Origin of the sequence: Arthrobacter cheniae (assembly GCF_003602275.1) — a bacterium.
Classification (GTDB): domain Bacteria; phylum Actinomycetota; class Actinomycetes; order Actinomycetales; family Micrococcaceae; genus Arthrobacter_D; species Arthrobacter_D cheniae.
Window position 1 is genome coordinate 154,758 of record NZ_QZVT01000005.1, and the last position, 24,445, is coordinate 179,202.

The 24,445-nt window shown below is 64.5% G+C and carries 30 protein-coding genes, 1 pseudogene and 1 riboswitch; of the genes and pseudogenes, 10 read left to right on the forward strand and 21 right to left on the reverse strand.

Annotated features, from left to right (window positions below; all coding sequences use genetic code 11):
- Positions 1 to 10: 10 nt before the first annotated feature.
- From thiE to D6T63_RS11000, 5 genes and pseudogenes are all read right to left on the reverse strand, one after another.
- Positions 11 to 670, reverse strand: coding sequence for a thiamine phosphate synthase (gene thiE, locus D6T63_RS10980; protein WP_120149087.1), 660 nt, complete (start codon positions 668 to 670; stop codon positions 11 to 13).
- The gene (gene thiM, locus D6T63_RS10985) at positions 670 to 1,515 is read right to left on the reverse strand and encodes a hydroxyethylthiazole kinase (RefSeq protein ID WP_235830690.1); all 846 of its coding nucleotides are present in this window, start codon (positions 1,513 to 1,515) and stop codon (positions 670 to 672) included. Before thiM ends, thiE begins: the two co-directional genes overlap by 1 nt.
- A gap of 42 nt (positions 1,516 to 1,557) precedes the next feature.
- Positions 1,558 to 1,656: riboswitch (TPP riboswitch) on the reverse strand.
- 88 nt (positions 1,657 to 1,744) lie between these two features.
- Positions 1,745 to 2,776 (reverse strand): aldo/keto reductase, encoded by a 1,032-nt coding sequence (locus D6T63_RS10990; protein ID WP_120149088.1) that lies wholly within the window; start codon positions 2,774 to 2,776, stop codon positions 1,745 to 1,747.
- A gap of 49 nt (positions 2,777 to 2,825) precedes the next feature.
- Positions 2,826 to 3,110: a DUF427 domain-containing protein gene (locus D6T63_RS10995; protein WP_120149089.1), complete on the reverse strand. Its 285-nt coding sequence runs from the start codon at positions 3,108 to 3,110 to the stop codon at positions 2,826 to 2,828.
- Between the two features lie 138 nt (positions 3,111 to 3,248).
- Positions 3,249 to 4,025: pseudogene (locus tag D6T63_RS11000) on the reverse strand (thioesterase family protein).
- A 319-nt stretch (positions 4,026 to 4,344) separates the two neighbouring features.
- On the opposite strand from D6T63_RS11000, the gene D6T63_RS11005 reads away from it, so the two are divergent.
- The 4 genes from D6T63_RS11005 (at position 4,345) to D6T63_RS11015 (ending at position 8,053) form a co-directional block, all read left to right on the forward strand.
- Positions 4,345 to 5,916: an MDR family MFS transporter gene (locus D6T63_RS11005; RefSeq protein ID WP_120149091.1), complete on the forward strand. Its 1,572-nt coding sequence runs from the start codon at positions 4,345 to 4,347 to the stop codon at positions 5,914 to 5,916.
- A gap of 116 nt (positions 5,917 to 6,032) precedes the next feature.
- Positions 6,033 to 7,019: an SGNH/GDSL hydrolase family protein gene (locus D6T63_RS11010; protein ID WP_120149092.1), complete on the forward strand. Its 987-nt coding sequence runs from the start codon at positions 6,033 to 6,035 to the stop codon at positions 7,017 to 7,019.
- Between the two features lie 59 nt (positions 7,020 to 7,078).
- Complete coding sequence (locus D6T63_RS19235; protein WP_182976960.1) at positions 7,079 to 7,243, forward strand: hypothetical protein; 165 nt, start codon at positions 7,079 to 7,081, stop codon at positions 7,241 to 7,243.
- A 48-nt stretch (positions 7,244 to 7,291) separates the two neighbouring features.
- The gene (locus D6T63_RS11015) at positions 7,292 to 8,053 is read left to right on the forward strand and encodes a glycosyltransferase family 2 protein (protein WP_182976961.1); all 762 of its coding nucleotides are present in this window, start codon (positions 7,292 to 7,294) and stop codon (positions 8,051 to 8,053) included.
- Between the two features lie 68 nt (positions 8,054 to 8,121).
- Here D6T63_RS11015 and D6T63_RS11020 read toward each other — a convergent pair whose 3' ends face one another.
- Positions 8,122 to 8,733 carry a DNA alkylation repair protein gene (locus tag D6T63_RS11020; protein WP_120149094.1) on the reverse strand — a complete coding sequence of 204 codons (612 nt, stop codon included), beginning with the start codon at positions 8,731 to 8,733 and terminating at the stop codon, positions 8,122 to 8,124.
- A 14-nt stretch (positions 8,734 to 8,747) separates the two neighbouring features.
- Entirely contained in the window at positions 8,748 to 9,503 is a 756-nt protein-coding gene (locus tag D6T63_RS11025; RefSeq protein WP_235830712.1) for a CPBP family intramembrane glutamic endopeptidase, read from the reverse strand.
- Between the two features lie 272 nt (positions 9,504 to 9,775).
- Here D6T63_RS11025 and D6T63_RS11030 point away from each other — a divergent pair, with 272 nt between their 5' ends.
- Positions 9,776 to 10,660: a ribonuclease Z gene (locus D6T63_RS11030; RefSeq protein ID WP_120149095.1), complete on the forward strand. Its 885-nt coding sequence runs from the start codon at positions 9,776 to 9,778 to the stop codon at positions 10,658 to 10,660.
- 61 nt (positions 10,661 to 10,721) lie between these two features.
- Here D6T63_RS11030 and D6T63_RS18920 read toward each other — a convergent pair whose 3' ends face one another.
- Entirely contained in the window at positions 10,722 to 10,922 is a 201-nt protein-coding gene (locus D6T63_RS18920) for a hypothetical protein (RefSeq protein WP_147394347.1), read from the reverse strand.
- Between the two features lie 875 nt (positions 10,923 to 11,797).
- On the opposite strand from D6T63_RS18920, the gene D6T63_RS11040 reads away from it, so the two are divergent.
- Positions 11,798 to 12,550: a DUF7793 family protein gene (locus D6T63_RS11040; RefSeq protein ID WP_120149097.1), complete on the forward strand. Its 753-nt coding sequence runs from the start codon at positions 11,798 to 11,800 to the stop codon at positions 12,548 to 12,550.
- A 77-nt stretch (positions 12,551 to 12,627) separates the two neighbouring features.
- Here the strand turns inward: D6T63_RS11040 and D6T63_RS11045 are convergent, their stop codons facing one another.
- The 5 genes from D6T63_RS11045 to D6T63_RS11065 form a co-directional block, all read right to left on the reverse strand.
- Positions 12,628 to 13,131: a tetratricopeptide repeat protein gene (locus D6T63_RS11045; RefSeq protein ID WP_120149098.1), complete on the reverse strand. Its 504-nt coding sequence runs from the start codon at positions 13,129 to 13,131 to the stop codon at positions 12,628 to 12,630.
- Between the two features lie 31 nt (positions 13,132 to 13,162).
- On the reverse strand, positions 13,163 to 13,669 hold the full coding sequence (locus tag D6T63_RS11050) for a GNAT family N-acetyltransferase (RefSeq protein WP_120149099.1): 507 nt from the start codon (positions 13,667 to 13,669) through the stop codon (positions 13,163 to 13,165).
- Positions 13,670 to 14,136: 467 nt separating this feature from the next.
- Positions 14,137 to 14,721: a hypothetical protein gene (locus D6T63_RS11055; RefSeq protein ID WP_147394348.1), complete on the reverse strand. Its 585-nt coding sequence runs from the start codon at positions 14,719 to 14,721 to the stop codon at positions 14,137 to 14,139.
- A gap of 127 nt (positions 14,722 to 14,848) precedes the next feature.
- Complete coding sequence (locus D6T63_RS11060; protein WP_120149101.1) at positions 14,849 to 15,097, reverse strand: hypothetical protein; 249 nt, start codon at positions 15,095 to 15,097, stop codon at positions 14,849 to 14,851.
- 574 nt (positions 15,098 to 15,671) lie between these two features.
- A complete protein-coding gene (locus tag D6T63_RS11065) occupies positions 15,672 to 15,989 on the reverse strand; it encodes an ArsR/SmtB family transcription factor (RefSeq protein WP_235830691.1) in 318 nt (105 codons plus the stop codon).
- A 111-nt stretch (positions 15,990 to 16,100) separates the two neighbouring features.
- Between D6T63_RS11065 and D6T63_RS11070 the strand changes: the two genes are divergently transcribed.
- Positions 16,101 to 17,405 carry an APC family permease gene (locus D6T63_RS11070; protein ID WP_182976962.1) on the forward strand — a complete coding sequence of 435 codons (1,305 nt, stop codon included), beginning with the start codon at positions 16,101 to 16,103 and terminating at the stop codon, positions 17,403 to 17,405.
- A 102-nt stretch (positions 17,406 to 17,507) separates the two neighbouring features.
- Here the strand turns inward: D6T63_RS11070 and D6T63_RS18925 are convergent, their stop codons facing one another.
- The 5 genes from D6T63_RS18925 to D6T63_RS11095 all read right to left on the reverse strand — a co-directional run bounded on the left by D6T63_RS18925 (position 17,508) and on the right by D6T63_RS11095 (position 20,554).
- On the reverse strand, positions 17,508 to 17,693 hold the full coding sequence (locus D6T63_RS18925) for a hypothetical protein (protein ID WP_147394350.1): 186 nt from the start codon (positions 17,691 to 17,693) through the stop codon (positions 17,508 to 17,510).
- A 225-nt stretch (positions 17,694 to 17,918) separates the two neighbouring features.
- Positions 17,919 to 18,248: an alpha/beta fold hydrolase gene (locus D6T63_RS11080; protein ID WP_120149104.1), complete on the reverse strand. Its 330-nt coding sequence runs from the start codon at positions 18,246 to 18,248 to the stop codon at positions 17,919 to 17,921.
- Between the two features lie 64 nt (positions 18,249 to 18,312).
- On the reverse strand, positions 18,313 to 18,735 hold the full coding sequence (locus tag D6T63_RS11085) for a GNAT family N-acetyltransferase (protein WP_120149105.1): 423 nt from the start codon (positions 18,733 to 18,735) through the stop codon (positions 18,313 to 18,315).
- A gap of 141 nt (positions 18,736 to 18,876) precedes the next feature.
- Positions 18,877 to 19,986, reverse strand: coding sequence for a hypothetical protein (locus D6T63_RS18930; RefSeq protein ID WP_147394351.1), 1,110 nt, complete (start codon positions 19,984 to 19,986; stop codon positions 18,877 to 18,879).
- 160 nt (positions 19,987 to 20,146) lie between these two features.
- Complete coding sequence (locus D6T63_RS11095) at positions 20,147 to 20,554, reverse strand: RidA family protein (protein WP_120149107.1); 408 nt, start codon at positions 20,552 to 20,554, stop codon at positions 20,147 to 20,149.
- Between the two features lie 588 nt (positions 20,555 to 21,142).
- On the opposite strand from D6T63_RS11095, the gene D6T63_RS11100 reads away from it, so the two are divergent.
- Both D6T63_RS11100 and D6T63_RS11105 read left to right on the forward strand, forming a co-directional pair.
- Positions 21,143 to 21,457, forward strand: a complete 315-nt coding sequence (locus D6T63_RS11100) for a hypothetical protein (RefSeq protein ID WP_120149108.1) — start codon at positions 21,143 to 21,145, stop codon at positions 21,455 to 21,457.
- A gap of 75 nt (positions 21,458 to 21,532) precedes the next feature.
- The gene (locus D6T63_RS11105; RefSeq protein WP_120149109.1) at positions 21,533 to 21,757 is read left to right on the forward strand and encodes a hypothetical protein; all 225 of its coding nucleotides are present in this window, start codon (positions 21,533 to 21,535) and stop codon (positions 21,755 to 21,757) included.
- An 86-nt stretch (positions 21,758 to 21,843) separates the two neighbouring features.
- On the opposite strand, the gene D6T63_RS11110 is transcribed toward D6T63_RS11105, so the two are convergent.
- On the reverse strand, positions 21,844 to 22,281 hold the full coding sequence (locus D6T63_RS11110) for a VOC family protein (RefSeq protein ID WP_120149110.1): 438 nt from the start codon (positions 22,279 to 22,281) through the stop codon (positions 21,844 to 21,846).
- Positions 22,282 to 22,350: 69 nt separating this feature from the next.
- Positions 22,351 to 22,878: a GNAT family N-acetyltransferase gene (locus tag D6T63_RS11115; protein WP_120149111.1), complete on the reverse strand. Its 528-nt coding sequence runs from the start codon at positions 22,876 to 22,878 to the stop codon at positions 22,351 to 22,353.
- A 129-nt stretch (positions 22,879 to 23,007) separates the two neighbouring features.
- On the opposite strand from D6T63_RS11115, the gene D6T63_RS11120 reads away from it, so the two are divergent.
- Positions 23,008 to 23,748 carry a class I SAM-dependent methyltransferase gene (locus D6T63_RS11120; protein WP_120149112.1) on the forward strand — a complete coding sequence of 247 codons (741 nt, stop codon included), beginning with the start codon at positions 23,008 to 23,010 and terminating at the stop codon, positions 23,746 to 23,748.
- A gap of 21 nt (positions 23,749 to 23,769) precedes the next feature.
- On the opposite strand, the gene D6T63_RS11125 is transcribed toward D6T63_RS11120, so the two are convergent.
- On the reverse strand, positions 23,770 to 24,327 hold the full coding sequence (locus D6T63_RS11125; protein ID WP_120149113.1) for a GNAT family N-acetyltransferase: 558 nt from the start codon (positions 24,325 to 24,327) through the stop codon (positions 23,770 to 23,772).
- Between the last annotated feature and the right edge of the window lie 118 nt (positions 24,328 to 24,445).

Genomic DNA, 24,445 nt, shown 5'->3' on the forward strand with positions numbered 1-24,445 from the left:
CCTTCGGCTCCTAGGAGTTCCATGCGGTGAGCAGGGCTCGGGCCGCGCCTGCCGGAGTGGGAGCGGCGCAGATGGCCGACACGACGGCGATGCCCGCTGCTCCCGCCCGGCGCAGGGGCGCCGCGTCCGCTCCGCTGATACCCCCGATAGCGACGCAGGGCAGGTGCGCAGTCGCCGCGAGGTGCGCAAAACCGTCGATACCCAGCGGTGCGGGGTGGTCCGGCTTGGTCGAGGTCGCGTGCACTGCGCCCACGCCCAGGTAGTCCACGGTGCCCGTAGGAAGCGCAGCGGTAACGGCGAACTGCTCCGGAGTGGCGGCACTCAATCCGACGACGGCGTCCACGCCGACGATCTCCCGCACGAGTGCCGCGGGGATATCGGACTGCCCCACATGCACGCCGTGGACCTGCGCACCCCGTGCGCGTGCGGCGAGGAACACGTCGACCCTGTCGTCCACCAGCACGGGCACCCTCCCGTCGACGGCGGCGGCCACGGCGACCAGGAGGTCGACCAGCTCACGTCCTCCCGCCTGTTTGTCCCGCACCTGCACGCAGGTCACGCCGCCGGAGATCGCCGCTGCGACCACCTCGGGCACTGATCTCGGTGAGCACAGAGCCGTATCGGTCACGAGGTAGAGGGGAAGGTAGGAGGAAGGGTCCGGCCGTCCCATCAGGCACCTGCCGACAGGTTCAGGCCGCGCACGACGTCGTCGGGCGTGATCGCGGCGAGCGCGTCCAGGAAGAGTGGCGCGAAGGTCCCTGGTCCGGCTGCCGTTGCGGCTGCCGACTCCGCTGCCTGCGTGTAGATGCCGGTCGCGGCGGTAGCCGCGAGCAGTGCGTCCGGGGTGAGTGCGGCGAAGGCGGCCATCACGGCGCCGAGCGCACATCCGCCGCCGGTGACGCGCGTCAGCAGGGGTGTTCCGTTGGCTACCCTGATGACGGCATCCCCCGGCGCGACGATTGCATCGACCGCCCCGGAGACCGCGACCACGGAGCCGTGCAGCGAGGCGAGCAGCCGCGCGGCCTCAAGGGCAGCTGCCGGCTCGTCGAGGGAGTCGACCCCGCGTCCGCCTTCCCCGGCGCCGGCGAGCGCGATGATCTCGGACGCGTTGCCGCGGATGATCGTCGGTCGCCGGGTGACGAGGAGCTTCGCGGTCCCGGTGCGGATGGAGAGGAACCCGACGGCGACGGGATCGAGGACCCACGGGGTCCCGGCGTCGGCCGCTGCCTCCGACGCCTCGAGCATCGCGTCGCGCTGCGATCCGGTGGGCGTCCCGAGGTTGACCAGGAGCCCTGATGCCACAGGCGCGAACTGCCGGGCTTCGCCGGGTATGTCGACCATGGCAGGGGACGCACCGAGCGCGAGCAGGACGTTGGCCGTGAAGTTGGAGACCACGACGTTGGTGATGCACTGGACCAGCGGAGCGGTATCGCGCAGGTCGGCCAGCAGCCCCGCGCAGGCCTCGGCGGTGGTGTGCCCGGCGGTCGGGGTGGGACGTTCTGTGGCGTTTCTCAAGCGGTGTGCCTCTCGTGAGGAGGCGAGAGGACGTACGGGGCTGACAGCCCGGCAGGACATCCCTTCGCCAGTATGAGCTGGATCAGGTTCGACGGGTCTTATCTCAGCCCCTCCGGTGGAGGGACACCCCGTGTCATTGCTCGAACGATAACGCGTCACGCGGACGCATCCAACCCCTGGTCTGCGACGCCCTTCACGTCGGAGCGCTGTTACCGCCGGGGCGGACCTGTCAGCGGCCGCCGTCGATGCCGCGACTGCGCTGCTCGATGCCCGGGCCACCGTAGGGGTAGTCGCTGAAGGTCGGGGCGCTGACGTCGTCGAGCCGCCCGAGCTCCTCGGCGCTCAACTGCAGGTCCGCCGAGGCGAGGTTGTCGGCCAGTTGCTCCTGTGTACGCGCTCCGAGGATCACCGAGGTGACACCGGGCTTCGCGGCCACCCAGGCCAGCGCCACGTGTGACGCGTTGACGGCACGCTCTGTCGCAATGCCGGTCACCGTGTCGATGATGCGCCACGTCCGCTCCTGCGCGTTCCGCTTCTCCCAGGCCTCCATGCCGCGCTGGGGGTTCTCGCCGAGCCGGGTGGCTCCTGTCGGCTCGGTGTCGCGGGTGTACTTGCCCGTCAACCAGCCACCGCCGAGCGGGGACCAGGGCAGCATGCCCATCTCGGCGTCGAGCACTGCGGGGACGATCTCCGCCTCGATCTCCCGTACCAGCAGGGAGTACTGCGGCTGCAGTGTGACCGGGAGGGAGTACCCGCGCTGGCGCGCGATCATGACCGCCTTCGTCAGCTGCCAGCCCGTGTAGTTGGAGAAACCGTAGTAGCCGATCTTGCCCTGCACCACCGCTTCATTGAGGAAGCCGAGGGTCTCCTCCAGCGGGGTCAGGGGATCCCACGAGTGCACCTGGTACAGGTCGAGGTGGTCCACCCCGAGGCGGCTCAGGGATGCATCCAGTGCGCGGCGGAGGTGCCGCCGGGACAAGCCGAGGTCGTTGGCGTCGGAGCCCATGGGGAAGCGGCCCTTGGAAGCGAGCACCATGCGATCCCGCTCCGCCGGGTTCTTGCCCAGCCATCGCCCGATGATCTCCTCCGAGGTCCCTGCGGTGTAGACGTCGGCGGTATCGATCAGGTTTCCGCCCGCCGCCGCGTAGTCGGACAGCATGGCGTGTGACGTGGCCTCGTCCGATTCCGCGCCGAAGGTCATCGTGCCGAGCGCGAGGTGCGACACCGACGTGCCGCTGTTGCCGAGTTTCCGGTTCTTCATGGTGCTCCTTCATTGGTGCGCCGTGCGGCGCCGTCGTGCGTCCGGTCGGTTATTCGCTGACCGTGACGCCCTTCCAGAAAGCGTAGTAACCACGGATGTTCTCCGCCGCTTCCTTCGGTTCCGGATAGCTCCAGGCGGCATCCTTGTTCTTCTCGCCCCCGACCTCCAGGGTGAAATAGCTGGCCGTTCCCTTCCAGTGGCAGACGGTGTTGGTCTGCGTGGGTACGAAGAACTCCTCGGTGATCGAGCTCGGTGGGAAGTAGTGGTTCCCCTCGACCATCACTGTGTCCGCTGACTCCGCGATGACACTGCCGTTCCAGACTGCCTTGGGCATGATTCCTCTTCCTCGAAAACGTCCCACGGTCGCGTGGGTGTGATGTCCGCCGCGCCCGGGTGGTGCGTGGGCGGCCGTTCTCCGTGCAACCCGGGGCGGGCCCGGCGCATTCCGCGGCGTCCGGGCCTCGGCTTCTGCTCAGAGCTTCCGGACGGTGAGGATCTGTTCGAGCCGACCGAACGGCCCATCGAGGTCGTGGACGACGCTCGAGGTCAGCCCCACGCCGTGCTCACCGAAGGTGACCCGGGTGTCGAGTCCGAGCCACTCCCCGGACGGCATGCGGTGGAGGTGGATCTGCAGGTCGACATTGGGGAACATCCAGCTGTCCCCGCCCGGCAGCACCCGGGAAGCGATTCCGTTGGCCGCGTCCATCATGCCGACGAGGCGCACGACATCGGAGGTCTTCTTCCCGTCCACCATCGCGTAGGGGTTTCGGATCCAGACCTGTCCCCGCCCCGGGCGATGGCCGGGCACCACGCGGACCTCGAGCGAGCGGATGAAGCCTCCCGGCCACGCCGTCATCCCCTCGTGCGGCCCTGCCGCGTCGGGCCCCGGGATGCGTGGATCCTCGACAGCGGCGACGGCGGCGGTGTCCTGCGAGCTGAGGCGCCAGGCCTTCACCACGATGGCTGTCCGTCCACCGGCCTCCATCCGCGCCTCCAGCAGTTCGATGGTGCGTCCGGGCCGGACGACGGCGGTGGAGATGTCGAACTCTCCCCCGGGGATCATGCCGAGGATGTCGAAGCTCAGGCGGCTCAGCTGCATCCCCTCGCGGGGCTCGCACTCGAGCAGGCACTGCGTCAGGAGTCCCGAGATAGGAGCCATGTGTTGCTCTTCAGGGTTTCAGGCGCCCTGGGCGTTGATCGTCGATGCGAATCTGCCCCCGCCGAGCTCGCGGTAGAAAGCATCAGGCACAAGGACTCTCCTTCGTCGATGAAAGCCGGGCGCTCGTGGTGCGCCGGCCGGCAGGAATACGCCCGGAGCCGGAGCTCCGGGCGTCGCACCCGCCCTATGCTAATGGAGCAGTCGTGCTCCCATCTCCCGGGCATCCGGGTACCCGCGCCGACGGACGCGCCCCGTGGATGGGCGGGACGGAATAGACTCCCCCGTCCCGGAGTTCAGATGATTGATCGGACCAATGCTCCCTGAGCGGTCCCACAGAGCACATGTTCAGCGGCACCCGGACGGCTAGATCCCGGCCGAGCCGCGCAGCAGATCGAATCGAGCGGACCCCATGACCCAGAGCACACCGTCCCGCGTCTCCGACGCGATCCCGAGCCCCGAGGTTCCGTCCCCCGGCGCTGCCGCCTCCCCGGAAGCCGGGTCCACCACACAGAACACGCGTCCCTACTCCCCGGCCCCCTCATCTTCTCCCGCCGACGGCGCCCTCCCGCCGCGCGACAAGCTGGTCATCACCCTCCTGCTGATCTCCGCCTTCGTGGTCATCCTCAACGAGACCATCATGGGTGTGGCGATCCCCCGTCTCGTCGAGGACCTCGGCATCACCGTGGGCGCCGGTCAGTGGCTCAGCACCGCCTTCATGCTGACCATGGCCGTCGTCATTCCCATCACCGGGTACCTGCTCCAGCGGTTCAACACGCGTCCGGTGTTCATGGCGGCCATGGGTCTCTTCAGCCTCGGCACGCTGATTGCCGCACTGGCTCCTGGGTTCGGCGTCCTGGTGGTCGGCCGCGTCGTGCAGGCCAGCGGAACGGCGATCATGATGCCCCTGCTCATGACGACGGTCATGACACTGGTCCCTCCGGCTTCGCGCGGAAAGATCATGGGCAACATCTCCATCGTGATCTCCGTGGCTCCCGCGCTCGGCCCCACCATCTCCGGCGCGATCCTGAGCGTGCTCGACTGGCGCTGGATGTTCTGGCTGGTCCTCCCGATCTCCCTCGCCTCCCTCGCCGTCGGCTCCTCGAAGATGCAGAATGTCACGGAGCCCCGCCGGTCGGCGATCGACGTCCCGTCGGTCATCCTGTCCGCTGTCGCCTTCGGCGGCATCATCTACGGCCTGAGCCAGTTGGGCGAGGCTTCCACCGGAAGCGCCGTCCCCGCATGGATCCCGCTGGTCGCCGGCATCGTCGGACTCGGGCTCTTCATCGCGCGCCAGCTGATGCTGCAGCGGCAGGACGCCGCCCTGCTGGACCTTCGGGTCTTCGCCTCGCGCAACTTCACCATTTCCATCGTGGCCATCGCGGTCAGCATGATGGCCCTTTTCGGAACCATCATCCTGATTCCTATCTACGTGCAGACCGTCCTCGGCATGGACCCCCTGATCTCCGGACTGCTGCTCCTGCCCGGTGGTCTCGCCATGGGCCTCCTCGGTCCCGTCGTCGGTCGTATCTACGATCGCCGTGGACCCCGGGTGCTGCTGGTACCGGGAGCGTTCATCGTCAGTGCGGTTTTCTGGTCCATGACCCAGGTGACCGAGACGACGCCCGTCCAGCTGGTCCTGGTCGCGCACGTGTTCCTCAGCATCGGCCTTGCACTGATGTTCACTCCCCTGCTGACCTCCGCCCTCGGCTCTGTGAAGCGGAACCTCTACTCCCATGGGAGCGCCGTGTTCGGTACGGCGCAGCAGCTGGCCGGGGCCGCCGGAACTGCCCTGTTCATCTCGGTGATGACCATCCAGAGCACCTCCCTGGCACGTACGGGCGTCGCTGCGGACGCGGCCCTCGCCGGTGGCATCAGGGCGGCCTTCCTGTACGGGGCGATCATCTTCCTGCTCGCCGTCGTCGCCTCGTTCTTCGTGCGTACACCGCAGCAGGACGACGACGCACCCACGCCGCTCCACTAGCGAGAAGCACGGTCCGCGAAGCCCCGTCGGAGTATTCCGGCGGGGCTTCGTCGCGTCCCGCTATAGGCTGTACCGGGGACGCCGCATGGGGGCGCTCAGGGCGGGAACGGACATCAATGAACAGCAGGACGACGGGACCCTCCGGGGTCCGCGACAGCGTGCGGAAGCGCACCTCCCGAGCCGCCGTCATGGCACTCGGGCTCAATCTGGCCGTGGTAGCAGGCTTCGTGCCGCCCGCCGCCGCGAACCCACCGGACAGGCCATCGGTCATCAGCGCCGAAGCGCCACGAGCCGTCCCCCTGCTCACGCCGCCCGGGGTCAGCCTTCCCGCAGGGCCGGAATCGCGCGCCACGGCCCCCAGGACAACCGGTACGACGACGGTCAACGCTCCTGTGACCCCACCGGTGGTGAGACCACAGGTGGGCAGCTTCGCCAAGAATCCTGCTACGGGCCGTCGCGAGATCGTGGTGCCCGATGTCCGGCGTACCGCGGTCCTGATCGGTGACTCCCAGGCCGCTGGTCCGGATACCTGGCCCCAGATAGCCCTGCGGCAGCTGGGCTACACCGTGAGCTTCGCCGGTGCTGGTGGCACCGGCTTCGTCGCGAACAGTCAGCATAATGGCGCCGCGAACTACTACGACGCGTTCACCAGCAATGCCTGGGTGCTGCCCCACGGAGATCCGGCCCTCGTCGTCGTACAGGGTGGCGGTAACGATGCCGCGAACGGCGCCTCCGACGGCGACATCCTCGCCAGCGCCAACGCCCTCCTTCTCGGCCTGGAGCGGACGTACCCCACCTCGCGGCTGGTCCTGATCGGGACACTCAGCCGAAGCCCACGGGACGGCGGTGGGCGCCGCGCCGAGGTCGATGCCCTTCTCCGCGACTTCGCGACCTCGCGGGGAATCACGTTCGTGTCACCGGGTGACTGGCTGACGACGCACAAGCTGAAGGGCTTCCTCGCCGACGAGGTGCACCTGACGTCCACGGGTGCCCAGAAGGCAGCCGTGGTCCTCGAACAGAACCTTGCCGCGCTGAAGCTCGGTGCGCCGGCGGTGCTCTCGAATCCCTCGCAGTGGCCCCGTTGGGAACGTCCCCTCGAATAGCGCGAACCACTCGAACGACCGGTACCCAGGCAGACGCTAAGTCGGCTTATGGTTTAGGCATGAGCTTCAACGACAACACCCGGCTCGACCCGTCGAGGGTCGGCGACCGGCGTGGACGCGGCCGTGGTGTCGCCCGGCGCCAGGCCTGGTTCTCACAGCGTTACGAGACCGGTGACCTGCGGTCCTGCTACACCTTCGCCGCACACGATCTCGACGTCCCCTGAACCTGGATCCGCTGCCATGCCCCTTCCGCACCCCGTCAGGAACACCCCGTGACCGCCTCGCTCGCCGTCGTCGTACCCGCCTTCAACGAACCGGACATCACACGCACGCTCGAGGCACTCCGCGGCCAGCGCGACCGGGGCGACCTGCGCATCTACGTGGTGGACAACGGCTCGACCGATGACACGGTGCAGCGCGTACAGCGCTTCGCTGCCGCCCACCCGGACCTGGCCATCACGGTGCTCAGTGAACTGCAGAAGGGTACGGGAGCGGCGTGCGACACCGGCTTCCGTACCGCGATCGCGGACGGCTTCGCGATCATCGCCCGCACGGACGGGGACAGCGAGCCCGCCGAGGACTGGACCGGGCGGATCCGCGGGTTGTTCGCGCGCCACCCCGAGGTGCAGTTGGTCGGCGGTACGAGTGTGCCGTTGCGGGATCGGTACTACCGCTGGGGGGATGACCTGCTCATGCCCGGCGCCCTGAGGCTTCTGCGGCTCATGATGGCCGCCATGCATCTGGACCCAACGTTCCTGCGCTTCGTCGTCGGGCACAACATGGCCGTCCGGGCGTCGGCCTACCTCGCCACCGGCGGATTCGCGCGGACCTCCATCGACGAGCGGGATGAGGACATCGAGTTCTCCACGCTGGTTTCGCGTCGTCTCGGCTACGGTGCCGTGCGCATCGACCCGGCCCTCAGGGTCGCAACATCAATGCGCCGGGTCCGCCGATACGGCCTCGGCATGATGGGCATCCACCACCTCGTGCCGGCACTGCGCGGCAAACTCATCCGCACCATCGACATCCGCTAGCTGCTTTGGGAAGCCGCTTCACAAGCACGCCCACGGCAGCGCCACTATCGTCGCCCGCGGGACGGGCATCAGAGGGCTCCGCTCTCCCGCACCAGGACGAGCGCCTCCTCGACCTCGACCACCCTCCCCTGCTGCGCTCCGGAGATCAGGCGCACTGTGCGGCGGAAGGAGGCGTCATCACCCGTGCCCGCGCGGAAGGCGGGCAGGTGTGCGAGCACGGCGGAGCGGCGCAACCAGGCGTCGTCCGCACTCGCCCAGCGGTCCAGGACCACACGGGCGCGGACGGCATCCTGTCCTGTCAGTCGCAGGAGGAGGTGCCCGACGACGTCGACGGCGAGCGGATCCACGAGTTCGGGCACCTGTGCCGATCGGAGGAACCCCTCGATGCGCGTCAGGTCCGAGTGCCGTAGGAGCTCCACCGCCGACTGCAGCAGGACCACGGCCGCCAATCGTCGCTCGAACACCGGCCGGGACCACAGCTCGGAAGCGAGCGCGGTGACGTCGTCGTGCCCGAGTCCCGGGTAGCGGCGCTCCGCGTTGCGGATGGTGCCGCGCACGGCGCCGACCGACGCGCCGTAGTACTCGAGGTGTGGGCCGTAGCGGCGTTCGTGGTCCTCCGCGCGTTCCCATGAACTCTCGTACTGCAGTGACTCGTCGATGAACTCGGCGGGCTCGCTCACGGGTGTGTTCCTCCTCAGTAGATGAAGATGTCGATCCACGCCCGGTTGTGGGCGTGGATCAGCACGAGGAACAGGACGAAGTCGAAGAGGAGGTGCACGCAGATGATGTAGGAGAGCGATCGGGTCCTGGTGAAGATGAAGGCCTGCAGGAGGGCGAAGGGGAAGATGAACAGCGGCGCCCAGGCGTGGAAGCCGAGTTCCCACAGGAAGGACGTGAAGAGGACGGCCTGCAGGACGTTCGCCTGCGCCATGGGCAGGTGCCGGCGCAGGAGGGCGAAGGCAGTGCAGATGAAGAACAGCTCGTCCCAGATGCCCAGCCCGTTGGTGCCGAGGAACAGTCGGGCGACTTCTGCGGGCTCGTCCGAGGCGGGCCAGTTCGTGTAGACCCCGGTATTGAGCATGTAGACGGGCAGCAGGGCATACCCGATGACGACGACGGCGGGCAGGTACCACTTCTCGGTCCGCGTCCACGGCTCCCCGGTGCGCACGGGGAAGGTGACCGCATGATCCCGGTAGGCGAAGCGCGACACCGCGTAAGGTACGCCGACTGCCAGGATCATGGCCGCCCCCATAACACCCATGTGCTGGGGGCTGATGTCCGTGGTGATGGGGACGAGGCTCATGACCGTGAGACCGAACGCGATGAGCAGGAGGTCCCGGAACAGCGGGCGATCGATGATGGCGGACGTCACGAGGGCCAGCACCATGAGCCCGTAGCCGGCGGCAGGCATATGCAGGACGAGAAGGAGGAAGCCTGAGAGAGACACCATCGCGGCGGGGATCAGCTGGCGCGACGGTGTGTTCCAGGCCCCCTGCTTCCAGGCGCGCGTGGCCCTCCGCGTCACGCCTTCCCGCCGCAGGTCCTGCGCTGCCGGTTCGGCTTGCTGCTCCACGTGATCCTGCTCCTCCATCCATGCGCGCCTGCCCCCGCGCCACGCCGCCTCGCTCGTCGGCTCCCATGCCGGCCCAGTGCCATTGTCTCCCGACGCTGCTCGGGTCCACCACTTCCTCGACCCGACCGGGTCGGTGCAAGACTGGGACCATGCGTGAGCTCGTCATCCTCGGTACGGCGTCCCAGGTACCCACCAGGACCCGCAACCACAACGGGTACTTCCTGCGGTGGGAGCGCGAGGGCCTCCTGTTCGACCCCGGCGAGGGTACGCAGCGGCAGATGATCCACGCCGGCGTCTCAGCCTCGAAGATCACGAGGATCTGCCTCACCCATGTCCATGGGGACCATTGCTTCGGGCTTCCCGGCGTGCTGTCCCGGATGGTGCTCGACGGCGTGGCGCACCCTGTACACCTCCACTACCCCGCGTCCGGCGGGGACGTGGTGCGGGCCCTCGTCTCCCTCGCGACACCGGGACTCGACCTCCACCTGCACCCGCATGGCACGGCCGGCCCGATTGCCGACGGCATCGAGGTCGAGCCGCTGCGTCACCGTATCGAGGCGTTCGGCTACCGGGTGGTCGAGCCGGACGGGCGGACCTTCCTCCCCCCGCTCCTCGAGGCAGCAGGTATCACGGGGCCGGACGTCGGGCTGCTACAACGGGAGGGCCGCCTCGGTCCCGTCCGCCTCGAGGACGTCAGCGTGCACCGGCCGGGGCTCCGGTTCGGCTTCGTGATGGACACGGGGGTGTGTGACGGCGCCTTCGCGCTCGCCGACGGTGCCGACCTGCTCGTCGCCGAGAGCACCTTCAGCAACGATGACGCAGCCCTCGCCGATCAGTACCTGCATCTCACCGCGGGGCAGGCCGGTGCCCTTGCCGGCAGCGGTGGAGCCGGCAGCCTCGTCCTCACCCACTTCTCGTCGAGGTACGACGACGTCGGGCTCCTGGCCGCGCAGGCACGCGGAACGGCTGGCGCGACGACGGTCATCGCGGCGTCGGACCTGGACCACATCCCGTTCCCGTCGCGCCGGGGTTGACGACAACCCTCGATCCTTCGTCGGCGGCGTCTGCTTGTGACCGGCGGAACGCTGCTCCAACTCACGGCCGAGTATCCACTCTTGATCCGTAGGTTCTCCTGTAATTGATGACCAGAAGAGCCGCGACGATGCCGCAGATGATTCCGGTGGTCATCTCGCCCCACTCCGACCGCTCAGGCAGGGAGAAGAAAAAGTAGCCGAGGCCACCCACAGCGTTGATGAGAAGTAGAGCGATGGCCGCTAACCACGTGTTTTTCGGCATACCGGCTACCGTAGTGCGCTGTCGAGAGATCGATGTGGCGCGCCTTGAGCCTCGCCTTCCTCACCTGCTCGTCAGCGGTAAGCCGAACGGTCACCAGACTCAGTCCGGCTACAGCATGCTCATATCGCGGAACAGCCGCCATTCCTTCGATCACGCCGGCAAGGACGAGTGTTGTTATGTCAACGGCCGCGTAGTTCGCTGCCAGCGACGCAAGATTGACAAGCTCGAGCCTGTGATTGAACGGGTCACCTTCCAGCGGTGGCCATGCCTGACGGACTCGATCAGGATCGATGACCGCATATGAAATGGCTTGGCGGTGAGTAAGTTTCCCATCGTCGCACCAGCCACGGATCCCAGCGGAAGCGAAAAAGGACATCAGGGGCGGTACGGTAACCCGGAGTCGCTCTTTTCCACCACTCCCGTGGGGTCTCACCGAATACACGTGCTTATAGTGTCGCTGCGACTCAGGTGCCTCGAGCGCTTCCCGTAACCCCACGAGACCGAAGACAAAAGCGGCGGCCTGCGAGAAGAACCCGGGCCCACCGCACCTGCGATTGCCAATTCTGTTGGATCGACCACCTCGAAGGGCCAACCGCGTGCAACCGCTCGCGTGCGGATCGGCTGGAGCTTCGGGTGCAGCTCCCCCACTGTCGGTGCGTCGTCGTCGATGAACCACCCCCGACAGATTCGCCTGAGTACATGAAGGGCAGGGTTCCCTTCATGTACTCAGGCAGGGAGACTCGTGCGCCGCTCGGCTCGCAATGCCGCCGGGGCTAGACCGCATGACGTGCCCTTGGAGAGGAGGATGCACCGCGATAAGGACTGCCATGGGCGCTGGTACCGGTAAGTTGTACGCGGTGAGGTCAGGGGAACGTATGGAAAAGCAGGGAGCACGAGCCCGTTATCTGCTCGAGCACGCCGGGGACTATCTGTGCCTTCAGTGGAGGTCGGGGATCACCGTGGAAGCCGCGGATGTGGTGTCTGCGACGATGGCGGTCACTGCCGCATCCCCCGACGGTCCACGTCCCCTCCTGGTGCGCATCAACCTCATCGAACACATCACCGCGGAAGCCAAACAACTTCTGATCAGGGACATCTGCTCCTCCCGCACAGCCATCATCGGCGCCGACGACATGGGTAGGGTCCTCACCGCCTTCACCCATCGGTCGGTGACGCCCACCCGGTACTTCACCGATGACGAGGAGGCCACCGAATGGTTGCTCGATGAAACGCGTGAGCACCCCAGCATCTTCGGTGAAAGCTACGGGGTCGAGAAAGCCTTCACCTCGGAAATGCGCGACGGGGTGCTGTGGGTGACATGGGCGCAGGCCATGCACATCACGGACGCCATTGCGGAGAACATCGTATTACGGGCCGAGTTCATGAATCCCACATCGTGTCCGCCCATGCTCCTGGAACTCCAGCAGGTCATGTCAGCGACGGACAACGCGATGAGAATCCTCGCCGACGGGTTGAACATCGCTGCCCTGGCCGTCGTCAGCGCGGATCCCCGCGGTCAAGCGCTCATCACCTACTACAAGCAGCGGTCGCACCCGCCCTACACAACCCGCCACTTCAGCACCACCGAGGAAGCCGAGCACTGGCTGACCCTCATACCGACGCCGTAGCGTCAAGGTAGCGCCCCACACCTACAGGGTGTTTCCCGTGACCGCAGGCCGATCCTTCCCAAGAGCAGTGAAGATGTTCAGAGCTTCGTGACGCTGCTCGGCAGTTCTGCTGCGTAACCGGTGAGTGACCGCTTGTAGCCATCCAGCGTTGGGATGAGGGCCAGTAGTGCTGTCCTGAGCGCGTCCCCATGTCTGCCCTCATCGTGCAACGCCAGGGCCAGGAATGCCTGGCGCGCTCCCTCGTCCATACCGGCATCGGGCATTGATTCGAGAATCGACACAGCCTCGGCGGACTCGCCGACGTTGCGCAGGGTGCTCGCGAGTTGGATGGACGCACGCAGGGCGCTCGTGCCCTCCAGTCCCGCTTCGAAAGCTTGCCTGTACAGCGGGATCGCGTCGTTCTCGAGACCCAGGGAATCGTACACACCGGCCAACTCGAACAGGGACTCTGCATCACCCTCGGGCCGCTCGGACAGAAGCTCGCGCATCCTTACGATGGAGCCTTGCGGATCGTCGTCGTCGAAGTCCTGCTCATAGAAGCGATCGACCTTCTGCTGCCACGCTGTCACTGTCACTGTCATGCCATCAGCTTGTCAGGTCACCCTGATGCGTTCATACCGTGCGGCTGATGCGGAATTGCCGGTAGTAGCTGTCCTCGTTCAGGAAAGTCCCAAGCCCGCCTCTCCCTGTTTCCTCCATCCCGACGGAGCGCAGGATGCGTAGTGATGCTGTGTTGGCGGCCAAGGCTTCCGCCCAGACACGCTCGAGCCCCAGTTCCCCGAAGCCGTACATGAGACCGGCTGCGGCGGCTCGTCGCCCCAGACCCTGCCTCCAGCGGTGGGAGGGTCCGATGACGAACCCGAGTTCCTTCTCTCCCGGGTCCAAACCGTGAAGATCCACGTACCCGACCAATGGGCCCTCGGCAGGGTCTTCGACCGCCAGCCGGATCAGCTCAGCAGGCGGGTCGGTGACCTGCCCCACCCAGAAGTCGTGCAGGGCGGCGCGAGACGTTGCAGTCCATCCGGCGTGCTGGCAGAAGAGACCGTCCCCGCCCCATTCAGCCAGAACAGGTGCGTCCTTGCACAGCAGAGGCCGCAGACTCAGCGCAGGTGGGTTCATGTCCTCAACCTATCGGGAAGCCTTCGGTACCTCAGGCGGTGGTGAGCGTCGGCTCGCGTTCACCGGGTATGGAGTCGAAGCCCGGTAAGCCTCGTTCAGCGAGTGCCAACAACTCCGTATACGGATCCTCTTGCGAATACTGTTGACGGCGATCGCGGTGGTCGGTCATGTGGCGCGAGGCTCACGGGGTGGCTCAAATAGTCTGGATCGTGTGTCAGGACGAGACACCGCACAACGCAGTTCGAGGAGTGTACGAGACAGAAGCTGAGGCGAGGAGCCTCGCGGACGATATTCAGGACCGCTTCCCCCAACGGTGTGATTCACTTCAGCTGGGTAGTCGGAACACGCTAAGACCAGGGCACTCGCTACTCAACCTGAAACGCCTATCGCCCGTTATCTGAATCGTCCGCTATCGGATCCCTCACAGTGCTCTGCTGAAGGGCTCCGAGAGTGCTCATCGTGGTACCTCACAGCGCTGGCTGGGTACTGCCGAAACTCACCCTTATAGGGCAGTCCGCTGCTTCTGAGTAACGGTGCTCAAGGTCGGATACCTCAGATATTGCCCGGAGTGATTCATCCAGTATCACGTTGGCGCTGGAACCGTCCGGCTCCAGGGAGAAGGCCCGCACGTTCGGGTCCGTCTGCAGCAATCCTTCCCCAAACTCCCGCACGTGGCCAGGCGAACAGGACACCTGATCCACCGTGATATCGAGCTGGGGGAATTTGTCGAGGACATCCTGCATCTGCGGCGTCGGCTCCCCGAACCAGCGAACACGGATCTTCTGTCGGTCGATGACCTCGACCGAAGCGAACTGTTCCTCACTCTGCAGCTCACCCGTGATTTCGCTAGCGGCCGTTGACACATCGCCCTCCGCTACAGACGCTCGCGATTCGAGGGGCGAGTCGGTTGTCAGGGAAGGCGGTTCGCCGGCATCAGTCTCCCAGGACGATTCCCCGGTGTCTGGCCTCGATCCAGGGTTCTCGTCCATCACACCGCACGACACGAGCACCCCCACCACGAGAAGTGCCAGACACGTCCGCACACTATTCATTGCCCCCCTTAGGTGCCTCCACAGTACTGGCGGGGTCCTTTACGCAACAGGTCCCTGTTGCCGAAGCTATCTGCTTGTGGTGCTCCGGCTGTTGGCAAATTGTTCGGCGAGCACAGTAAGTCCGCAGCTATCTGCTTGTGGTGCTCCGGCCTTTGGCAGATTGTTCGGCGAGCACAGTAAGTCCGCAGCTGAGGAGGAAGCTGAGCATGAGCACCACCAGTCCCGAGACAGCGGCAATTGAGTAACTACCGGGTTGAGCTACTGAATCGACGACGGGTTCCTGGAAGTACCAGATGGTGCTCGCGGCTGTGACCCCGAGGACTGCGATGAGTGCGGTAACGATCCATGAAAGGACGCTCAGGTGCCAAACCTTCATGCTGCCCCCATACGTCGTTTCAGGTGAGCGTAGCGTGAGTCGAGTGAGCACCCCCGAATTCGGCCCAGGGAGGTGCGCACAGGAGCTTCGGCGTTCGCGAGCTGTCCTGAACGCTGCCTCGTATCGGCGGTGGCGCATGGCTCCTCGGGCTCACCGCCTGGGCCTTCATTTCAGATGGACTGGCCGTCACCTTCGAATTACGCCGCTTTGTCACCAGGCTTCTCTGGCTCGGTCTCGGGATCGCCCTAACGGCAACGCTTCTCGGTCTGGCCATCTTCTGGTCGAATCCATGGGCCTATCTACTTGCTTTCATCCCCGGTGTTCTGCTGCTTCTCGACCACTATGCGCGGCGACCGTGGCGAGCAGCGACGGACTGCCTGCTCGGCGTTGTTCTCCTAACGCTGCTCATCGCCTTGCCGGCATTCTGGTTGTCACTCGAAGGATCGTTCGCCGGAATCCCAGCGCTCAGCGGCTTCGGCGTCACATGGCTAACCAGGCCCCGGGACTAACCAACGCACCATTTCATCAGGGGTGACGCACCGGACCGGTGACGAAGCGCATTCGGTGTAAGGAGCTAGATGACGTCGTAGAGGATCTGACCGAGCTTCGCGATCGTGTCCTCGTTCCGCCGGTAGTACGACCACTGACCGGCCCGGGTGACTGTCACCAGGTTCGCCCGCTGCAGGCTGGACATGAGCTGCGATGCCGTGGACTGCGACACCTCCGCCCGCGCCTGAATGTACTTGAGGCACACTCCGTGCTCCCTGGTCGCCGAGTCCTCCGGCGCGAAGGATTCTGGGTCCTTCAGCCAACCCAGGATCGCCAGACGAGTCGGATGCCCGAGCGCCTTGAAGACCGGCACCAAGTCGAGGGCGTCTGCTGCAATCTCCACACGCCGAGCATATCGATAAACCACGATGATGTGCTAAACCTTGGTTCATCGCAAAATCGCGATATGTACTGTCCCGAACGGCCGGGCCAGCTGAGATCTGCGGAGGAATCCATGACACACCCACACGCCCTGCTGGGGCCCGTCCGCGGAACAGCTCTCTACGTCGCGGCCATCATCGGGCCGGGCATCATGACCCTTCCAGCCCTCGCCGCCCAGCAGGCGGGACCGGCTTCCCTAATCACTCTGGGTCTGCTGCTTCTGGTGTCGATACCGATCGCGTTCACCTTCGTCGCTCTCGACCGGCGGACGAAAGTGGGTGCCGCAGCCGGCATCCCGGGATACGTGGCACTGGCGTTCGGTCAACAGACGGGAAACCTGGTCGCTGCATGGTTCCGGTTCGGGGTCCCGATCGGGGTTCCGGCGCTTGCGCTCATCGGCGGCAGTTACGTGTCGGCGGCCGTCGGCGGAGACAAGTTGCTCACCGTGGTGGTCGCTGCAGCGATCACTTTGACCGCCACGATCACCACCATCGTCCGGCGGGTAGGATCTGGACCCCTCATGCTCCTCCTGACCGGCGTGCTGATCATCTTGATCATCGTTACTGCCATCACCTCCTCACCCCATGCCCACGTAGAGAACCTGACTCCATTCGCTCCCACTGGCGTACGGGGCGTCTGCGGCTCTGCGCTCGTGCTCACCTGGGTGCTCACTGGATGGGAAGCGGCCACGAACTTCACGCGGGTGCTGCAGAACCCACGACGAAATCTTCCTAGAGTCACCGTCGCAACGTTGATCATCGTCGCCGTCCTCTACGCGGCGGTCGCCGTACCCGAGATCCTCGTCCTCGGCCCGCATGCCGGCGACACCGAAGCTCCCCTGGCCGCCATGCTCGAGCTCTCCCTCGGTACCACCGGAGCCCTCATCGCCGCCGTAATCGGCGTTACCGTCGCGCTCGGCAACAGCCTCGCCTACGTCGGAAGCCTCGCCGAGCTCGGACCACACCCGCCAGCAGGCCGAAAGGACCGATTCGGGAATCTGCTGGTCCCCAACCTGATCATCTTCAGCGGCCTCCTACTCGCCGCGTTCACCTCCATCGGCGCCGAGGAACTCGTCTCGCTCTGCGCCGCATCCCAGATACCCGTCTATGTCGTCGGCCTCGCTGCGGCACTGAAACTCCTGCCCCGCTCCAGCCGGCAATGGTGGTACGCCCTCACCGCCACCACCATCGTGTCCATCCTCCTCATCCCCGCGGGCCCCTACCTCGCCCTCCCCGCACTGATCACCGTCGTCATGCTCTTCGGCCGGAAACTCCTCCACCGCAGCCCAGCAGCACGGCCCACCGCGCTGCTTGCCACCCGCGCGGAAAGGAGTACGCCTGCAAAACTCTCAGCGACCTCGACGATCACGGACGCCTAATCGCGCAATCTCTCGGGTCCCGCCGCACACCCTGTCCGTCAGGCGATCTTCACCGTGGTTTGATGAAGCTTCTGAGCAGGTCAATCCATCGGTCGACGGCATCTAGGGGGCATCGTTTCCTGCCCCGGCGAGGTCGACGCGCGAGACGTTCCGGCCGCGCTCAATGAGTTGGTCCTTTTGCTTGTCAGTGAACATCCCGTGCTCGGCGTAGACCACCAACGTCGGCGTAGTAGTGCTTTGCCATGCGTCCCACCGTGGGGACATGACTGCGACGAGGGTTCGGGTCATCAGGTCAGGATCGGACCGTGGGTCGAGACCGTTCTGGCGTTCCTCGAGGTTCGCCACGCATGCGCGCGACAGCGGACGATCACCGAGAGCGGCTTGAGCTGACTCCCTGGTTGCAAATGGCACTTCCCATGATCGGAAGTAGTCACCTACAGCCTTTGCCTCGTCAGTAGTTCCGCCGTCGGCGTCGCACTCCAAGAGGACGAGCCGGCGCACAACGTCCCGGCATCATGCTGCAGCGAGCATCACCGCATGTGCTCCCATTGATTGACCTGCCAGGTCGACGACGCCGAGGCCTTCGGCCCCGATGACGTGGACAACGTCGTCAACGACCGCCTGACGTGATGGTTCGACAGGGGCACGGATACGCGACCCATGACCGCACTGTTCGATGAGGACGACCCTCCGCCCTGCCAGGGCCTGCGCGGTTGGCAGAAAGTCCGTACTGCTTCCTGCCAGCCCGTGAAGAATCACCACCGCCGGGTCTGCACTTTGGAAGACCCGGTAGGAGACGCTCACGCCATCATTCGTTGTCGCTCCACGGACCATGTTCATCATCTGGCGATTCTGGAAGTAGGTCCTTCGATGCCCCGTAGGCGGATCATTCACCGCCCTCCGTCGATCAATCGAACCTTACGAAGGCCCTTACAGATCCTCCTTGGAATTCCTCGGTCTGGGTGTAACCGAGCGCTTCGTAGAACGCCTTCTGCTGTGGCTCGTCATCGGTGATCAGTACTTTCTGACGCACATGTCGATACTGTTCCAGCGCTCGTTCAGCAAGGGCTCGTCCGATCCCTCTCCTATGGTGTGAGGGCAGTACAAGGATGTCCTGGAGATAGCAGATCGAGGCACCGTCGGAGATGACCCTGACGAGCCCAACGAGCGTCTTTCGATCATGAGCGGCTACAAGGGTCGAAGACCCCGCTAACGCTCGAGCAAGGTTGTGGGGATCCTTTGTGTATGCCGACCACCCCACCGCACTGTAAAGCGCGAGGACCTCGCTGAGCGACAAGTCCTCAGCATTCACTACATCGATGGTCGTCATGCATTATCCAAACACAAAGCTCGATCAATGAGAGAGCGAGCGGGAAGTGTGCCCGGTGAAGGATTTCGCACCGTAGATCGCGCGGAGATCAGCAGAAAGGCCGTCCTGTCCGGTGACGGTTTTCGGCGGACGAACGGTCGGTTACGTGCCGGTTTGTGTGGCGAGCATGTCGCGTACGTCGGCCGGTAGTGTGCCGGTTTCGCTCCCATTGCGGTACAGCAGTCCACAGCCATCGAGCTCGACGGTGATTGTTCCGAGTTCATGCCCGTCTTGGCTTGGTGAGAGTGTCAGGAACATTGTCGCTGACTCATCACAGGAGGGTGCCACTGATGTGGATAGGGCAGCGTCGACCACCATCTGGGAGTTTGCCTCGTCGAGTGTGCCGCCGGTGACGAATCGGCCTGAACGGAGCGTGACTACTCCCGTGAAGGTCTCTGTCCCCTCCTGCTCCGCTACCTCCGGAGTAGCGGCTTGGATCGTATAACGGCACCAACGCATCTCGACCGTGTCGGTCAGAACACTGTCGGGTAGTGGCGCAGGTGGAGCTGGTAACGCCCCGATGACACCGGAGGAGGAATCGGCCGACGGGATGGACTGCGGCGTTCCCTGCTTGACGGGAAGAGCCCGCGTCGCCGCGCATCCACTATCCAGTGCAGCCCGCGGTACATCCAACGTTCGCTTCAAAACCGTCGTTTCTTCTACGGACAACTCGGCGAGCGCGTCGTGCACAGCAGGCTTCGTCTTTGCACACTTGTTCCGGGGGTAGTGCGCAAGGATCGCCTGACCGGTCGCATCAACGAGCCATAACGGGGACACGATCTCCATGTCCGCTGTACACGGCCCACCCCCAGTGGCGTCATTCGGCTCGGCTAAAGCCGCCAGAAGTGGTTTCAGGTCACCGGTAAGAGTGACAGCGGTGACGCCGCTCCACCGCCCCTCGGCATCATCAATACTGCCCATCTGATCGCAGCGAACAGCCATGGCCGGGGTGAAGCCGACCGGTACCCGTCCGGCATCTGGCGCATTCGAATGCTGGGGATTAGGAGAACCCATCTCGTCTGGGGGCTGTGCCCATTCACCGAGATTCGGGGCGAGACAGTCGTAGCCTTCGACGACCTCGGCAGCTTCCGTGCTGGAAGTATCACCGCCAGGGGCGCCGGCACATCCGCTCAGCAGCATCGACAGAGTAGCGGCGCCGAGAAGTACCTGACGACAAATCGAGAACCTGCTCGGTGGTTGTATCGCACGCATGGCTTCACCCTGCCCGGGATGGCAATCCGCGTCGATATCAGGGGCAGCTTTGTTATCGGACCGGAAGCCTACCCACGCCAAGCGAGGCGAGTCCCGCCCACCGGCCTTCGGTTAGCCTGCCCCCAGGAGGATCCTCCTGCTGGACGCTGCTGGTGAACCATCAGTCGCGAACAGCGGCCACGGCTTCAATTTCCACGAGTTGGTGCTCGTATCCAAGAACTGTCACACCCAGCAGGGTGCTCGGGACGTCGTGGACGCCGAATGCTCGGCGTACAACGTCCCATGCACTGACGAGATCATTGCGGTCAGTCGATGCCACGAGCACGCGGGTACTGATGACGTCTTCGATGGTGGCTCCAGCTTCGTGGAGAGCAGTTGTCATGTTCCTGATGCACTGTTCCGCCTGGGCAGCGTAGTTGCCTTCACCCACCGTCGCTCCGGCTTTGTCGAAGGGGCAGGACCCTGCGAGGAAGATGAGTCGTGCATTTGCCGGCGCCGTGGCCGCGTAGGCATACGGCACTGCGCCAAAAAGTGCGGTGGACCGAATCAAGGTCACTACCGAAGCCATCCGAGCCCTACTTTCCCTCGTGCCAATGAAGCTTCAGCTTCTCACCTGCCGCACGACACGGAAGAGGTTCCACTACCGCGATGGTGGCGAATCCACCTCAGTCTTCTGGGCCCCGTCCCCCAATCCTTCAACCGAATTCCTGGTACTTCGGTTGACCGCGACACGGCCCGGTACAGGATCGTTTAGTGGACGTCACCCGCTGCGCTTACCTGACTGAGTGCTAGCCTCCTGCGATGGGACGAAATTCGAATCGCGAGTACCTCACCAATCGGCAGCGGCTACTCTCGTCGATGTTCGGGTGGGCCGTTGTCGCTACGATCCTTGTCCTCGTCTGTAGCGCAGTGTCGGGGATGCTTGCCATTACGCCCGCATAACCATCCGCAGAGGGATCGCTTTCGACACTTCTTGGCTCGCGGCCGGAGGTGCCATCCTTCCGTCCGGCTATCGTTGCTGGCATGAGAACGTGTCGCTAGCGGATGAGCGCGAATGTGGTCACAGCGTTGATATAGCTGCAGACTGCGCTCATACTCAGGCCAAGGCAGATGCAATTTATCGAACGAACTCATACCGACCGAACTCAGGAGCGGAATGTCTGGTGCAACGCTGGCGAAGTCGACGATGAAGTTCGGGGCAAGGCTTGGCATCGCCGCCATTGTTTTGATCGTTCTAGGTCCGCTTATCAACAGGAACTTCGGTGTAGGAGACAGCCTGGGCCTTATGCCGCTTTCCGCGGCCTGGGAATCAGCGCCAGTAGCCGTGCTGGTGTCGCTGACATACCTGATCCTACTGGTGCCGTGCGTCGTGCTCTCAGCCACACTCATCACGACTTCCCTGGTGATTCGTCACGCCGAAGCGGCCGAACAAGCAATGACCACTGAGGACTCAGCCTCCAACGCACACTGATTCTGGCGAGTTCTTCTCCCGCCCCGCCACAATCACGCCTGAGGATCCTCTTACGAGTTTCGACGGAGTCAGCCTTTGAAGGCTGAGACCAACGCTTTGATGATGAGTGAGACCGTGAAAGTGAAGCGCCACGATGATCTAACCGGCCCGAAACTTATTGTGCTCCAGCAGCTCGTCGACAACGAATACTTACGTGACAACGGTCCGTGGAACGCCGACGCCCCCGATGGCTATTCACTGGCAGATTTCCATGTCCTGGGATTTCAAGGGACGGTACTGGCGGCGCATGTGGGCTTTTAACGTCGCGTGACCTACGCGGCACACCCGGGTGACGAGGATTCGACTGTCCGTGCGGGATCCCTCATCGCACGGGCTTCGAAGGACCGTCAGTTCTTTTTCAGATCCTCGGCAAGCATCACCAGGATGTCGCTTGGGCCGCGCAAGTACGTGAGCTTGTAGAGGTCGCGATAAGTCCCGACGCCGCGGAGCGGGTGACAGCCGTGCCGCGAAGCTATCTCAAGTGCTGCGTCGATGTCGTCCACGGAGAACGCGACTCGGTGCATGCCAATCTCGTTAGGGAGGGTGGGGCTTGTCTCGATTGCGTCAGGGTGGAGGTACTCGAAGAGCTCGATTCGACCGTGACCGTCCGGCGTTCTGAGCACAGCAATATTGGCATGGTTGCCATCGAGTCCTACGGCGGTATCGGCCCAGTCGCCGCTGATGGTGTCGCGGCCGACAAGTTCGAGGCCTAAGTCCGTGAAGAACGCGATCGTCGCGTCGATGTCGCGGACGGCAATGCCGACGTTTTCCAGTTTGATTGTCATGCCTCACAGGCTACCGAGGGGCGCGCTGAGGTGGCCGGGCAGCTTCTTGCGCTGCGCCTTAGCCGACCTTCACCGGACGCTGTCGTTCAAGCGCTGGAACACGAGGTGATCCTTCCAGCTACCTGCAATCTTCAAGTACCTGGGTGCGAGTCCGTACTGTTCGAAGCCTGTCTTGGCCAAGACGCTTCGAGATGCAACATTCTCGATCAAGGTCTCGGCCTGCACTCGGTGAAGTTCCAGCTTGGTGAAAGCGAATATGACCGCTGCTCGGACAGCCTCTGTGGCTAAACCCTTACCTGTCTGATCCTCCGCCAGCCAGTACCCCATGCTGCACGACTGGAACGGACCGCGGACGATGCCGCTGAGCGTCAATCGACCGGCGATCTCACCGTCATCAGTCAGAATTACCCAGGGCATTGCCTCGCCCCGCTCATGCCGGGCAAGTGCTCCTTCGATGTCGGCTCGCTGACCTGACACAGTGAAGTAATCATCATTTCGGACGGGATCCCACGGTGCCAGGAAGTCACGGTTGCGTACTTGCAACTCGGTCAACGCTTCGTCATCACCAGATGCAACGAGTCGAATCCGTGAAGTCATGACTTCAACTTTCGCAGATCAAACCATATCTCCCGGCCGGCGCATCAATGGAGGGCCGTCCACCGTTCATGCTCCGTGCGGCCGAGGTGAGTAGCCGCGGTCCTCGCGGCGTGGAGTACCGTCTGTGTGATGCCTGACGCTATCTTTGATCACCCGCGGGTTGCCCGCATGGATGACCCTCTCGATCCTGACCGTAGCGACCTGGACACCTATATGAACCTCGTCGCTGAGTTCGAGGCGACGGCGGTCCTGGACGTGGGTTGCGGCACGGGGACCTTCTGCTCCCGGCTGGTGACGGAGCGCGGCCTGCGCGTGCTGGGCGTAGACCCTGCCGGAGCATCCATCGACGTCGCCCGGACCAAGGCCGGCGCAGACCGCGTGACGTGGGTAGTGGGGATTGCCTCAGATGCAGGGGCTGATCCCGCTCACCGGCAGCAGTACGACCTTGCCACGATGACGGCCAATGTCGCGCAGGTGTTCCTGGACGACGAGGAATGGGTTGCCAACCTGCGAGCAATCCGCACCTGCCTGCGTCCCGGGGGTCACCTGGCGTTCGAAAGCCGTGTGCCTTCTGATCGGGCCTGGGAGCGGTGGACCAAGGAACTCACTCATCAGGTCGTCGATATCGAGGGCGAGGGGCCGGTGGAGGACTGGGTACAAGTCACGCGAGTCGATGGAGAGCTTGTCACGTTTGAATCCCCGACAATTTTTCTAGCTGATGGTGAGCGCATCGAATCCACGTCCACGCTCCGCTTCCGCAGCCGGGAAGCGCTTGAACGCTCATTGTCGGAGGCGGGCTTCACTGACACCGAGGTCCGGGACCTGCCATACGCTCCCGGCCGGGGCTGGCTGGTTATCGCCCGTGCTTGAGTGCCGAGCGTTATCGCTGACTTAGTCGCGCACGGTGGAGTACAGCAGCATGTCCCGTCGCTGACCGGAAATCTCCTGGTGGGACCTGAGCAGACCCTCTCGGAGGTACCCGGCTCGTTCCGCTGTCCTGATGGAAGCTGTGTTCCAAGGCTCGATGTAGAGCTCGAGTCGATGAAGCTCGGGGATCGTCCAGGCGAATGGTTCGACGGCGCGAAGTGCATCAGACGCAAGATGTCGGCCCCTGGAGGATGGAGCGATGCCGTAGCCGATCGTCGCCCGGCCGCTGTGGAGCTTGCGCACCCACAGACCGGTGAATCCCGCGCAGCGTCCTTCGGTGTTATCGACGACGGCGAACGAGAATCCTGTGCCAGCCGTGTGCCGGGTCTGCTGTCGATGTATCCACTGCTGTGCCTGGTGAGGTGTCGCATTAAGGGGAAGAGTCCCCGTCGTCGGGACGTATGGATCTCGGGAGAGATCCATGGCCATGGTGGCGTCCTCAGGGCGGAACGCACGTAACGTCACGTTCCCATAGGCAGGGTTGATAGCAGGCCACCGGCCAGCGATCTCGGGGAGGTCCATCACCAGAGTCTGTCAGGCCGGCATCACCTGAACCGATTGGTTGGGGCATGAGCTCCCCTGCGCTGTATCTGCGACCTCTGCAGCGTGAGGACGCCGATGCCCTTGGGTCGACTGGGCC